The organism is Brevundimonas sp., assembly GCF_041648115.1.
Taxonomy (GTDB): domain Bacteria; phylum Pseudomonadota; class Alphaproteobacteria; order Caulobacterales; family Caulobacteraceae; genus Brevundimonas.
Window position 1 is genome coordinate 263,169 of record NZ_JBAZPR010000001.1, and the last position, 12,533, is coordinate 275,701.

The 12,533-nt window shown below is 67.1% G+C and carries 14 protein-coding genes; 4 read left to right on the top strand and 10 right to left on the bottom strand.

What is annotated here, in order from left to right; translation table 11 throughout:
* Window positions 1-26: 26 nt before the first annotated feature.
* On the top strand, window positions 27-1,211 hold the full coding sequence (locus WC597_RS01295) for a benzoate/H(+) symporter BenE family transporter (protein ID WP_372691399.1): 1,185 nt from the start codon (window positions 27-29) through the stop codon (window positions 1,209-1,211).
* Window positions 1,212-1,262: 51 nt separating this feature from the next.
* Here the strand turns inward: WC597_RS01295 and WC597_RS01300 are convergent, their stop codons facing one another.
* Both WC597_RS01300 and WC597_RS01305 read right to left on the bottom strand, forming a co-directional pair.
* Window positions 1,263-1,658 (bottom strand): DUF3597 family protein, encoded by a 396-nt coding sequence (locus WC597_RS01300; protein ID WP_372691400.1) that lies wholly within the window; start codon window positions 1,656-1,658, stop codon window positions 1,263-1,265.
* Window positions 1,659-1,709: 51 nt separating this feature from the next.
* Window positions 1,710-2,411: a glutathione binding-like protein gene (locus WC597_RS01305; RefSeq protein ID WP_372691401.1), complete on the bottom strand. Its 702-nt coding sequence runs from the start codon at window positions 2,409-2,411 to the stop codon at window positions 1,710-1,712.
* Window positions 2,412-2,575: 164 nt separating this feature from the next.
* Here WC597_RS01305 and WC597_RS01310 point away from each other — a divergent pair, with 164 nt between their 5' ends.
* Window positions 2,576-2,749: a DUF1508 domain-containing protein gene (locus WC597_RS01310; RefSeq protein WP_087120843.1), complete on the top strand. Its 174-nt coding sequence runs from the start codon at window positions 2,576-2,578 to the stop codon at window positions 2,747-2,749.
* Here the strand turns inward: WC597_RS01310 and rimM are convergent.
* From rimM to ffh, 3 genes are all read right to left on the bottom strand, one after another.
* Window positions 2,746-3,273 (bottom strand): ribosome maturation factor RimM, encoded by a 528-nt coding sequence (gene rimM / locus WC597_RS01315; RefSeq protein ID WP_372691402.1) that lies wholly within the window; start codon window positions 3,271-3,273, stop codon window positions 2,746-2,748. The genes WC597_RS01310 and rimM overlap by 4 nt on opposite strands.
* Before the next feature lie 69 nt (window positions 3,274-3,342).
* Window positions 3,343-3,885, bottom strand: coding sequence for a 30S ribosomal protein S16 (gene rpsP, locus WC597_RS01320; RefSeq protein WP_372691403.1), 543 nt, complete (start codon window positions 3,883-3,885; stop codon window positions 3,343-3,345).
* 24 nt (window positions 3,886-3,909) lie between these two features.
* Window positions 3,910-5,466 carry a signal recognition particle protein gene (gene ffh, locus WC597_RS01325; protein WP_372691404.1) on the bottom strand — a complete coding sequence of 519 codons (1,557 nt, stop codon included), beginning with the start codon at window positions 5,464-5,466 and terminating at the stop codon, window positions 3,910-3,912.
* A gap of 314 nt (window positions 5,467-5,780) precedes the next feature.
* Between ffh and WC597_RS01330 the strand changes: the two genes are divergently transcribed.
* On the top strand, window positions 5,781-6,986 hold the full coding sequence (locus WC597_RS01330; protein WP_372691405.1) for a saccharopine dehydrogenase C-terminal domain-containing protein: 1,206 nt from the start codon (window positions 5,781-5,783) through the stop codon (window positions 6,984-6,986).
* 10 nt (window positions 6,987-6,996) lie between these two features.
* A complete protein-coding gene (locus tag WC597_RS01335) occupies window positions 6,997-8,175 on the top strand; it encodes a carboxynorspermidine decarboxylase (protein WP_372691406.1) in 1,179 nt (392 codons plus the stop codon).
* Between the two features lie 39 nt (window positions 8,176-8,214).
* Here WC597_RS01335 and WC597_RS01340 read toward each other — a convergent pair whose 3' ends face one another.
* The 5 genes from WC597_RS01340 to WC597_RS01360 all read right to left on the bottom strand — a co-directional run bounded on the left by WC597_RS01340 (window position 8,215) and on the right by WC597_RS01360 (window position 12,525).
* A complete protein-coding gene (locus WC597_RS01340; RefSeq protein WP_372691407.1) occupies window positions 8,215-9,591 on the bottom strand; it encodes a S41 family peptidase in 1,377 nt (458 codons plus the stop codon).
* Between the two features lie 139 nt (window positions 9,592-9,730).
* A complete protein-coding gene (locus tag WC597_RS01345; RefSeq protein ID WP_372691408.1) occupies window positions 9,731-10,810 on the bottom strand; it encodes a murein hydrolase activator EnvC in 1,080 nt (359 codons plus the stop codon).
* A gap of 1 nt (window position 10,811) precedes the next feature.
* Window positions 10,812-11,276: a 23S rRNA (pseudouridine(1915)-N(3))-methyltransferase RlmH gene (gene rlmH / locus WC597_RS01350; protein ID WP_372691409.1), complete on the bottom strand. Its 465-nt coding sequence runs from the start codon at window positions 11,274-11,276 to the stop codon at window positions 10,812-10,814.
* A gap of 4 nt (window positions 11,277-11,280) precedes the next feature.
* Window positions 11,281-11,715, bottom strand: coding sequence for a ribosome silencing factor (gene rsfS, locus WC597_RS01355; RefSeq protein ID WP_372691410.1), 435 nt, complete (start codon window positions 11,713-11,715; stop codon window positions 11,281-11,283).
* A gap of 144 nt (window positions 11,716-11,859) precedes the next feature.
* Window positions 11,860-12,525, bottom strand: coding sequence for a nicotinate-nucleotide adenylyltransferase (locus WC597_RS01360; protein ID WP_372691411.1), 666 nt, complete (start codon window positions 12,523-12,525; stop codon window positions 11,860-11,862).
* Between the last annotated feature and the right edge of the window lie 8 nt (window positions 12,526-12,533).

Here is a 12,533-nt window from a genome sequence, read left to right on the forward strand (position 1 = left end):
TCACGGTGACGGTTTAAGGCCGGGGCATGACTGCTCCGGCCTTTTCCATGCGCGCCCTGCCCGCCTCCGCCTTTTCGTCCGCCGCCGTGGCGACGGTGATCGGGTTCGGCGGGACCGTCGCCCTGGTGGTGCAGGCGGGACAGGCCCTGCGCGCGGACGCTAGCCAGATCGGATCCATGGTCACCGCCCTGTGTCTGGCCATCGGCGTGCCGGGCGCCCTCTTGAGCTGGCGGCTGAAGATTCCCGTCGTCCTGGCCTGGTCGACGCCGGGGGCGGCCTTGCTGGCGGCCTCGACCTTGGGCCTGTCGTGGCCGACGGCGATCGGCGCCTTCGTCTTCGCCGCCCTGCTGATGATCCTGACCGGCCTGATCCCGACGCTGGGGCGTCTGGCGGCGCGAATACCGGCGGCCATCGCCTCGGCCATGCTGGCGGGGGTGCTGCTGCCCTTTGTGCTGAGAGTGTTCAGGGTCGTGCCTGACGAGGCAGTGCTGGTCGTCGGACTGGTCGCGCTGTTTCTGGTATCGCGACGCCTGTGGCCCACCGGGGCACTACCGGCCGTGCTGGCGGCCGCCTTTGCGGTGCTGGCGATACGGGGACAGTTGGTCCTGCCGGCAGGGACAGGCCTGTTCGGCCATCTGGAGCCCGTTGCGCCCGTGTTCGACTGGAAGGCGGCGGTCAGCCTGGGCTTTCCGTTGTTCCTGGTGACCCTGGCGGCGCAGAACCTGCCGGGGCTGGTCGTGTTGCAGAGCGCCGGCTATCCGCCGCCCGCCAACCGGCTGATCCTGTCCACCGGCGTAGCCAGCCTGCTGATCGCCCCGTTCGGCGGACACGGGGTCAATCTGGCGGCGATCACGGCGGCGATCTGCACCGGGCCTGACGCACACCCCGACCCCGCGCGACGTTGGGTCGTTGGCGTGATCTATGGCGGCTTCTATCTGGTCGTGGCCCTGTTCGCTGCGCCGCTGGCCGGGCTCTTTATCGCCATGCCGCCGGCAGTGCTGGCGGCTGTGACGGGTCTTGCGTTGGTCGCGCCTCTGACGGGCGCTCTGCAAGGAATGGTGGCCGAGACGGCGTCACGTGAGGCAGCCGTGCTGACGTTCGCCGCGACGGCTTCGGGCTTGGCCCTGTTCGGGGTGGGGTCAGCCTTCTGGGGTCTGGTCGTCGGCTTTGCGGCCTTGGCTGCCGGACGCTGGATCAGACCGCAAGCCTGACCCAGCACCTCTCTATTTTAGCCTATCGCGCTTCGCGCTGCTTGAGGCGCGTTAGTCGCGCAGCGACGCCGGCACCTGACCGCCGTTTTCGGCCAGCTTCTTCCAGACCGCCTTGGACAGGGCGATGTTCTGTTCGGCTGAACCGTGCTCGCCGGCATGGACGTTCAGCTCTTCCGCCAGTTCCTTGCGGGCCGCCAGGCTGGAATCCAGGTCCAGCAGCTTCAGCAGATCGACGATCGAGGTGCGCCAGTTGCCGCCGCCGCCCTTGGACGCCGCCAGATCGCTGAGCACAGCCTCGACATCGACGGGCGGCAGGGCCGGAGCGGCGGTCGGGGCCGCCGTGCCGGGCGTCGGCGTCACGCTGGCGGTCGGCGTTGGCGCCGGTGTGGGGGCCGCTTTCGGCTTGTGGCCCGTGATCTTGTTCCAAATCGAAGAGAAGATACCCATCGGTCGCGCTCCTGTTTGTGTCGTCAGATAATGCCCGCCGGGCACGACGGTTCAGTGACGCGCCGGAATCTCCAGTCCGCGCTGCACGGCGGGGCGCGCCAGACCCCGCTCCAGCCAGGCGGCGACGCGCGGGAAGTCCGCAAAGCCGACGATCTCGCCCGCCTCGTAGAAGCCGATCAGGTTGCGGACCCAGCCCAGGGTGGCGACATCGGCGATGGAGTAATCCCCAACGATCCAGTCCCGGTCTTCAAGCCGCGTTTCCAGCACGCCCAGCAGGCGGCGGCTTTCGGCGACGTAGCGGTCGCGTGGGCGCTTGTCCTCATAGTCCTTGCCGGCGAAGCGGTGGAAGAAGCCCAACTGGCCGAACATCGGGCCGATCGCGCCCATCTGGAACATGACCCACTGGATCGTCTCGTAACGGGTCGCCGGATCGGCCGAGAGCAGCTTGCCCGTCTTTTCCGCCAGATAGATCAGGATGGCGCCGGATTCGAACAGGGCCAGCGGCTTTCCGTCCGGGCCGTTCGGATCGAGGATGGCGGGGATCTTGCCGTTGGGGTTCAGCAACAGATATTCCGGCCCCCAGGTCTCGTTGGCCATGATGTCGATCAGGTGCGGCTCATGGGCCAGGCCGATCTCCTCCAGCATGATCGAAACCTTCACCCCATTGGGCGTGGGCAGCGAATAGAGCTGGAGCCGGTCGGGATACTGGGCCGGCCAGCGCCGGGTGATCGGGAAGGCGGACAGGTCGGTCATGCGTTCAGCCTCGACTGGGGTGATGAACATCCATGTCGGGGTCGCGCGCGAGGTTCGCAACTGTCATCGGCACGATTTGATCGCGGGCTTGTGTCTGGAACCGTACGGGCGACGATGCCAGCTTGGCCGTGACCGATCACGGGTCGCAGACATGGAGACGCCCGATGGCGCACAAGTTCGAAGTCTATCAGGACAAGGCCGGCGAATACCGGGTCCGCTTCAAATACAATTCCGAGATCATCTTTTCGACCGAAGGCTATTCCGACAAGTCGGGCGCCAAGCGCGCGATCGAGTCGATCAAGAAGCACGTCGGCGACGCCCCTGTTGAAGACGCCTAGTCGGGCTCGCGCTCGCCCACCTCGGTCGGCGGCACGGCCAGAAGCCAGCCGTCGGCGAGGTGCAGCTCGGCCGTCGCTTCCTTGGTGAAGGGCAGATACCAGGTTGGGCCGCCCGTCGCGGGGGCGATCTCCAGCATGTCGTCGGCGCCGAAGTTCTGCACAGACTTGACTGTTCCCAGAACGGCGCCCGCTGTGTCGCGGACCTCGACCCCCAGCAGATCGGCGAGATAGAATTCATCCTCGTCCGGTTCCGGGAAGCGGTCGCGGGGGACGTGCAGCTTGAGGCCGCGCAGGGCGTCGGCCTCTTCCTTGGTGGCGATCTCCTTGGCCCGGCCGACGACGCCGGCCTTGTCGGGCCGCGTCGAGGTCAGGGTCAGGGCCACCGTGCCGTCGGCGCGCAGCAGCGGACCATAGGCGGTCAGAGCCAGGGGATCGGCGGTGAAGGCGGTCACCCGCACCTCGCCCCGCACGCCGAAAGCGCCGCCGATCTGGCCGACGAGGATCAATCTGCTGTCCGTGGTCATGCTGGTCCTTAACGCATGAAAAAGGCGGCGTCGAAAGACGCCGCCTTGATCGTGTCGAAACCGAAAGGCTTAGGCTTCGGTCTTTTCTTCGGTCGATTCTTCAGCAGCCGGAGCCTCTTCGGCGGCGGCTTCAGCAGCAGGCGCTTCTTCAGCCGGGGCTTCTTCGACAGCCGGAGCAGCGGCAGCGGCGGCGGCTTCTTCCTTGGCGCGAGCAGCGGCTTCAGCAGCTTCGACCTTGGCGGCGGCTTCGGCTTCCAGGCGGTCGGCTTCACGCTGGGCGCGTTCAGCGGCGCGCTCTTGCGCCTTCTTGCCGGGCTGGGCCTTGTTCGGGTTGTTGGACTGGGTCCACTTGACCTTCTGGCCCAGGGTCTCGTCCTGCGACAGGAAGCGGGCGACGCGGTCGGTCGGCTGGGCGCCCTTGCCGAGCCATTCGGCGATACGCTCGACCTTCAGGGCGACGCGCGGGGTGGCGCCGTCCTTGGGCAGCATCGGGTTGTAGCTGCCGACCTTCTCGATGAACTTGCCGTCGCGGGGCGAGTGCGAGTCGGCGACGACGATGTGATAGTAGGGGCGCTTCTTGGCGCCGCCGCGGGCCAGACGAATCTTCAGCATTTCAGGTCTCTTTCCAGGTAGTCGTTATTTCTTGGGAGGGAAGCCGGGAAGGCCAGGGAGGCCTCCCGGAAGTTGTCCGCCACCCCCGAGGGGGTTTCCAAGTCCGGCGAGCCGGTCCTGGATGGCTTTCAGTTCGTCGGCGCTGGCTTCCGGCGTCTTGCCGCCGCCCAGGGCCTTCAATCGGTTCAGATCCGGGCCGCCGCCCCCCATTCCGGGGATGCCGCCGCCACCGCCGAGGCCGCCCAGCATGGCGGCCATCTGCTGCATCTTCTTGGGTCCGCCGCGCGCCATCGACTTGACCACGTCGGCCATCTGGCGATGCTGTTTCAGAACCCGGTTCACGTCCTGCACGTCCACGCCGGCGCCAGCGGCGATACGCTTCTTGCGGCTGGCGTTCAGCAGATCCGGCTTCTTGCGCTCGGCCTTGGTCATCGAGGAGATGATGGCTTCCTGGCGCAGGATCATGCGGTCGTCGATGCCGCTTTCGGCCATCTGGCCCTTCATCTTGGCCACGCCGGGCAGCATGCCCATGATGCCCTGAAGCCCGCCCATCCGCTTCATCTGTTGAAGCTGACCGGCCAGGTCGTCCAGATCGAACTGACCCTTGGCCAGCTTCCGGGCCATCTTCTCGGCCTTGGCCTGGTCCAGGTCCTGGCTGGCCTTTTCGACCAGGGCGACGATATCGCCCTGACCCAGGATGCGGCCGGCGACGCGACGGGCGTCGAACACGTCCAGGGCGTCGACCTTTTCGCCGGCGCCCAGATATTTGATCGGCAGGCCGGTGACGGCCCGCATCGACAGCATGGCGCCGCCGCGACCGTCGCCGTCGGCGCGGGTCAGGACGAGGCCGGTCAGGGGCAGGCGGGCGTGGAAGGCGGCGGCGGTGCGCACCGCGTCCTGACCAGTCAGGCTGTCGGCGACCAGCAGGGTCTCGACGGGCTTGGCGATGTCGGCGACCTCGGCCACCTCGTTCATCAGCCCTTCGTCCAGGGTGATGCGGCCGGCGGTGTCGAGGATCAGGACATCGAAGCCCTGAAGTTTCGCGGATTGCAGCGCCCGGCGCGTGATCTGGACGGCGCTCTCGCCCGCCACGATGGGCAGGGTGGCGACCTCGATCTGTTTGCCCAGGGTGGCCAGCTGTTCCATCGCGGCCGGACGACGCGTGTCCAGCGAGGCCATCATGACCTTCTTGCGATCGAACTTGGTCAGGCGCAGCGCCAGCTTGGCCGAGGTCGTGGTCTTGCCCGAGCCCTGCAGGCCGGCCATCAGCACCACGGCGGGCGGGTTGGCGTTGGTGTTCAGCGGGACCGGCTCTTCGCCGCCCAGCATCTCGATCAGGCCGTCATAGACGATCTTGACCACCTGATCGGCCGGCTTGACCGAGCGGATGACCTCTTCGCCGGTCGCGCGCTCGGTGGCGAAGGCGATGAATTCCTTGACGACCGGCAGGGCGACGTCGGCTTCGAGCAGGGCCACGCGCACTTCGCGCATCGCCTCGGCGACATCCTTTTCGGACAGGGCGCCGCGCCCGGTGATCCGGTCGAAGACGCCTGTCAGCCGCTCGTTCAGAGCCTCGAACATTCACTACCTCATATCGACGGGTGAAACGGCTCCATACGACAACGGCCCCCGGCGACGATCACGTCGGCGGAGGGTTCTCGCCATCCTCGTCCATCCTGAGATGGGGGCGTGATGGTGGAGACGCAGGTTCACTTGCGTCGGAAGCGGCGGCTTATGGCGGAAAACCTCGACAAAGGCAACCGGAGCGAGTCGATAAGGGCTATAAGGCCAATGTTCGCCGGGGCATTTAGCGGATTGTCATCATCGTGCTAAGAGCCGCGCCCTTTATAGGGGCGGCGATGTCGCCAGAGCTTTTGACTTCAGGAGAAGCACACATGAGCAAGGTGCTGGTTATCGGCGCAGGCGGCGTCAGTTCGGTGGCCGTCCACAAGATGGCGATGAATGCGGACATCTTCTCGCATATCACCCTGGCGAGCCGCACCAAGTCGAAGTGCGACGCCATCGCCGAGTCCGTGAAGTCGCGCTTTGGCGTGAGCATCGACACCGCCGCCATCGACGCCGACGACGTGGCCGCGACGACCGCCCTGATCAAACAGGTGCAGCCCGCACTGGTCGTGAACCTGGCCCTGCCCTATCAGGACCTGGCGATCATGGACGCCTGTCTCGCCGCCGGCGTGAACTATCTCGACACCGCCAACTACGAGCCGCGCGACGAGGCCAAGTTCGAATACAAGTGGCAGTGGGCCTATCAGGAGCGGTTCGAGAAAGCTGGCCTGATGGCGCTGCTGGGTTCGGGCTTCGACCCCGGCGTGACCTCGGTCTTCGCCACCTACACCAAGAAGCACCTGCTGGATTCGATCGAGACGCTGGACATCCTGGACTGCAACGGCGGCGACACCGGCCTGCCGTTCGCGACCAACTTCAACCCCGAGATCAATCTGCGCGAAGTGACGGCCCCGTCGCGTCACTGGGAGAACGGCCAGTGGGTCGAGGGCCCGGCGCTGAGCCACAAACAGGTCTTCGACTTCGAGGGCGTGGGCGAGAAGAACATGTACCTCATGTATCATGAGGAGCTGGAATCGCTGGCCAAATTCTATCCCGAAATCAAGCGCATCCGCTTCTGGATGACGTTCGGCGACAGCTATCTGAAGCACCTCGAAGTGCTGGAAAACATCGGCATGACCTCGATCGAGCCGATGCAGTTCCAGGGCCGCGAGATCATTCCGATCGAGTTCCTGAAGGCCCTGCTGCCGGAACCGTCGTCGCTGGGTCCGATCACCAAGGGCAAGACCAATATCGGCGTCATCGCCACGGGCGTGAAGGATGGGGTCAAGAAGACGGTCTACGTCAACAACATCTGCGACCACCAAGAAGCCTATGCCGAAACCGGCAATCAGGCGGTCAGCTACACCACCGGCGTCCCCGCCATGATCGGCGCGGCACTGATGCTGACGGGTCAGTGGAAGGGCGAAGGCGTGTTCAACATGGAACAGCTGGACCCCGATCCCTTCATGGACATGCTGAACAAGCACGGCCTGCCGTGGAAGGTTCAGGACCTGGACGCCCCTCTCGACTTCTAAGGCTCAGACCATGGCCATGCAGACCCAAGCCGGCGGACCGGGCGCCTTCGCCCGGTTCGATCTGAACCGCGTTCCGTCGCCCGCCTTCGTGGTCGACGAGGCGGCGGTGCGTCGCAACCTGTCGGTCCTGAAGGACGTGGGGACGCACGGAAACGCGCGGGTTCTGCTGGCCCTGAAGGCCTTTTCCATGTGGTCGCTGGCCGATGTCGTCGGGGAATACCTCGACGGCGTCTGCGCCTCGGGCCTGTGGGAAGCGCGGCTGGCGCGGGAGTTCTACAAGGGGCACCTGACCACCTATTCGCCAGCCTACAAGCCGGCGGACCTGCCCGAGATCCTGCGCCTGTCGGACACGGTCATCTTCAACGCGCCCGATCAGATCGCCCGCTTCGCCGATGCAATCGCCACGGCCCGCGCCGGGGGTGAGACGTTCGACATCGGCCTGAGGCTGAACCCCGAGCATTCCGAGGCCGAGGTCGCCAAATACGACCCGTGCCAGTTCGGTTCGCGCCTGGGGTTTCCGGTGTCGCAACTGAAGCCGGAGCATCTGACCGGCGTCGACGGCCTGCACATCCATGCCTTGTGCGAACAGGGGTTCGAACCGCTGGAGCGGATCTGGGCGGCGGTCGAGCCGACGCTGGCGCCCCTGCTGGCCGACCTGAAATGGATCAACCTGGGCGGTGGGCACCATGTCACGCGGGCCGATTACAGACGCGACGATCTGGCCGCCTTCCTGCGTCGCTTGGGCGAAACGCACGGTCTTGAGGTTTATATCGAGCCCGGCGAGGCCGTCGCCCTGGATGCCGGCATTCTGATCGGCGAGGTGCTGGACACCTTCGACAACGGCATCGCGGTCGCCATCACCGATATGTCCGCGACCTGCCACATGCCCGATGTGATCGAGGCGCCCTACCGTCCGGCCATGCTGAACGAGGGCGAGGCGGGCGTGACCTATCGCCTGGGCGGGCCGTCGTGCCTGGCGGGCGACATCATCGGCGACTACGTCTTCGAGACGGCGCCGACGGCGGGAACGCGGATCGCGTTTCTGGACCAGGCCCACTATTCGATGGTGAAGACCAACACCTTCAACGGGGTGCCGCTGCCGGCCATCGCCCTGTGGAACAGCGAGACGGACGCGTTGAAGATCGTGCGCGCGTTCGATTACTCCGAGTTCCGCGACCGCCTGTCGTAAGCGCAAGAAAAAGGGCGGCTCTCGCCGCCCTTCCCTGACCTATTCGTCTTTCGGCTCGGCCGCCGCCGGCTCGGCGTCGGGCTTGGGCGTCGAGCCCGGCTCGGTGACGACGATGCCTTCGGGCGCAGCCGACAGTTTCGTCAGATCGCCACCGGCGCGCAGGACGTCCAGCGCCCGCTGCAGCTGGTAATCCTTTTCCTTGTCGAAGCTCTCGCCCGGTGCCTCGCGCGGCGTGTGCGGTCCCTTGCGCTCGGCGCCGATGGAGGCGTCCAGGGCCGTGGCGTAGGCGGCTTCGGAATAGATGAAGCTGGAGCGCGAGACGATGCGCGCCTCGGCTTCCGAACGGGCCACCTCCAGGTCCGGCTCGATGCCGATCTTCTGGATCGAGGCGCCCGATGGCGTGTAATAGCGCGCGGTCGTGATCGACAGGGCGCCGTCCTGACCCTGGCGCAGCGGGATCACCGTCTGGACCGATCCCTTGCCGAAGCTGGTCAGGCCGACCACGGCCGCACGCTGATGATCCTTGAGAGCGCCGGCGACGATCTCGGACGCCGAGGCCGAGCCATAGTTGACCAGCACGACCAGCGGCAGGCCGCCGGTGATGTCGCCGGGCTTGGCCGAATAGCGCTGGATCTGCTCGGGCTTGCGACCGCGCTGGCTGACGATCTCGCCGCGTTCAAGGAAGGCGTCGGACACGTCGATGGCGGCGTTCAGCAGACCGCCGCCGTTGTTGCGCAGGTCCAGGACATAGCCCTTCACGCCCGGCTTCTCGGCCTTGATCTTGGCGATGGCCTCGTTCAGCTCGCGGCCGGTGTTCTCGTTGAAGGTCGAGACGCGCAGGTAGCCGAAGTCGCCCTCGACCCGGCCGGTGACCGACTGGACCTTGATGACCTCGCGGGTCAGGGTCACTTCCAGCGGGTCGGAGCCGTCGCGCAGGAAGGTGACCTTGACGCTGGTGCCCACGGCGCCGCGCAGCTTCTCGGACACCTGGCTGACCGTCAGGCCGGCGGCGTTCTGGCCCTCGATCGAAGAGATCACGTCGCCCGCCTGGACCCCGGCCTTGGCGGCGGGGCTGTCGTCCATCGGCGAGATGACCTTCACCATGCCGCCGTCGGCGCTGATGGTCAGGCCGACGCCCGAATACTGGCCCTCGGTGCGTTCGCGCAGCTCATCGTAGTTGGACGGCGGCAGATAGTTGGAGTGCGGGTCCAGGGCCGTCATCATGCCGGCCAGCGCGGCCTCGATCAGCTTCTTGTTGTCGACCGGGACGACATAGGCCTGCTCGACGATGCCGACCACGTCGCCGAACAGCTCCAGCATGCGGAAGGTTTCGTTGCGGGGGGTCTGGCTGCTGACAGCAGCGGCGGATCCGCCGAGCACCAGAGCGGCGCAGCCGACGAGGAGCAGTTTACGCATTCGGTCTCTTTCGGTCGGGCCGATCATTCAAGGCGCCCGTGGGAAGGGTAAGGCGATGCAGACACGACCAAATCGTGGCGACGCAGCGTTACGCCGATAAAATCAGCGTCAGACGAGAATGCAAAGGACTATTGCAGGTTCACTGCAACCAAGGCCCAGGATCGATGGGCCGTTCGTCGCGGCGAAGCTCGAAATAGATATCGCCGTCAGGGCCGCTGCGGCCCAGGGTCTGGCCGTCCGAGACGCGCGCGTCCGGACCGACATCCACGCTGTCCAGCCCGGCGATGACCGCGCGCCAGCCTGGGCCGAGGTCCAGCACCACGACATTGCCCCATCCCGTCTGCGGCCCGGCGTAGGCGACCTTGGCGTCGGCGGGGGCCGTCACGGCCGCCCGGTCGGCGCGCCAGCGCCAGCCGGAGGTTCCCGCGCCCCAGGTCTGGCTGGGCGCGCCGGAGACGGGCGGACTGAGGCGCGCGCGTCCCGCGGGCAGGCGGGCCGTGGGGGTTTCCGCCGCCTGGGTGGTCGGCACGGCCCCGCCCAGTTCGCGGATACGACGTTCCAGCACGGCGGCGGCGCGTTCGGCGGCGCGGGCCTCGGCGTTCAGCACGGCGGTCAGCGCGGTCTTGCGCGACGTCAGACCCTCGATCTCTCCCCGGCGGTCGCCCTGTTCGCTCTCGGTCGTCAGCAGGCGTTCGGAGGACAGGACGGCGAGGCGGCGGATGCGCATGATCTCGGCCTGACGTGCGCCCAGGGCCTTGGCGCGGTTTTCTAGGTCCGGCGTCATGGCCTTGAGCAGGATTGAGGCGCGCACCGTGTCGATGGCCTTGTCGGCGGGCACCAGCAGGGGCGGCGGCGGGCGGCGGCTCATCATCTGAAGGGCGCTGAGCAGACGCCCCTGGGCGCCGCGTTCGCGGGCCAGGTCGGTGACCAGTTCGGCCTCGCGTTCGGTCAGTTGCTGCAGCCGGGCGCGCTGATCGTCGATCTGGCGGTCGCCGGTCTGTTCGTCGGCGCGCAGCAAGGCCAGGCGGCGCTCCAGCAGGACCAGTTCGGCCTTGGCGGCGTCGGCGTCGGCGCGCAGGCGGCGCGCGCGCACCGTCTCGTCGCGGTATTCGGCCTGGATGCGCGACAGCTCGCTTTCGGGCGCCTGCCTGCCGACGGCGGGCGCGGCGCAGACGAAACCCGTCAGCAGGGCCAGCGATAGGGGAATGGCGCGACGCATGTCAGTCGCGATGATACGGCGATCCGGCCAGGATGGTCACGGCCCGATACAGTTGTTCCGCCAGCATAGCGCGCGCCAGGGCGTGGGGCCATGTCTGGGGACCGAAGGCCAGGGTCGAGGAGGCGGCGGCCCGCACGCTTTCGTCCAGTCCGTCCGCCCCGCCAATGGCGAAGACCAGACGGCGCTCGCCCTGGTCGCGCAGCTTGGCGATGTGGTCGGCGAAGGCGCGCGAGGAATAGGTCCTGCCCCGTTCGTCGCAGGCGATCAGATGCGCCCCCTCGGCAGCGGCGAGGATCAGCTCGGCCTCCGGCGCCTTGCCCGACTTGCGGGCTTCAAGGTCGATCAGTTCGAGGGGACCGAGGCCAAGCGCACGTCCCGACAGGGTGGCGCGCTTGGCGTAGTCGTCGGCGAGCGCCGCCTCAGGCCCCCGGCCTGGTCGGCCGATGGCGACGATGCTCAGCTTCACGGTCTTAGTCGCGGACCATGCGGTGGGCGGAATCGACGGCCCAGATCTTCTCGATATTGTAGAAGGTGCGCACTTCCGGGCGGAACAGGTGCACGATCACGTCGCCGGCGTCGATCAGGACCCAGTCGCAGTGCGGCAGGCCCTCGACCTTGGCCTTGCCCAGACCGTTTTCCTTCAGCGTGCGCAACAGGTGGTCGGCGATGGCGCCGACGTGACGGTGGGAACGGCCGGACGCCACGATCATGCTGTCGGCCATGGCGCTTTTGCCCTTGAGGTCGATCAGCACCATGTCCTGGGCCTTGTCCTCGTCGAGGCGGCTCAGGATGGCTTCTTCAAGCGGGGTTGCGCCGACGGGGCGCGGAGCGGAATCGTCGAAACCGCGCGGGGAGGCGTCGGATTCAAAGCCGTCTTCGGAATGGAGAGGTTCGATAGCATCCATCTCGTGCGCCGTGTTCGAGACGGCGGCGTCTTGCGTATTATACGCGGGCGAGGGGGTCAGCGGAGGGCTCCGGGAGCGTTGACTAAAGAAGCCCTCTAGCACGGATGGGCCGCAACGTGAACCGGCGCCCGAATCATCCGGCGATCACGAGGCCGCGCGTCGCCCCGTCGAAGTCCTGATCGCGGTCGAGGACAGGGGATTGAGCGGCGCGGTCAGATAGGTCCAGGCGGGCGCCTCAAGCGTCGGCAAAAGCCCCGCCTGCTGGGCCGGAATGCGGAAACCGGCGAAACGGGCGGCGGCAGGCGCCGTGCGGCTGTCCAGCAGCGAACCGGGCCGGGCGATCACCGCCACGGGCATCAGCCGCATGATGTCGGTCCAGCCTCTCCAGCGATGGAAACTGGCCAGATTGTCCGACCCCATCAGCCAGACGAAATGCACGCCGGGATGCCGCGCGACCAGCAGGCGCAGCGTGTCCACGGTCCAGGCCACGCCGGCGCGGGTCTCGAAGTCCGAGACGATCATCGACGGGCCGCGCGCCTGCTGGCGGGCCGAGGCCATGCGCTCGTCCAGCGGCGCGCTGTGACGGGCCTCCTTCAACGGGTTCTGCGGCGAGACCAGCCAGACGACACGGTCCAGACCGAGGCGACGCATGGCGGTCTCGGCGACATGGGCATGGCCGTTGTGGGCCGGATTGAAGGAGCCGCCGAACAGGCCGACCTTCATGCCTGGGGACAAGATCAGGCCATCGCGCAGCGCCCCGGATCGGGGGCCGGCGCCTTTGGGCGCGGGACCGGCGTGGAAGAAGGACAAGCGGCGTC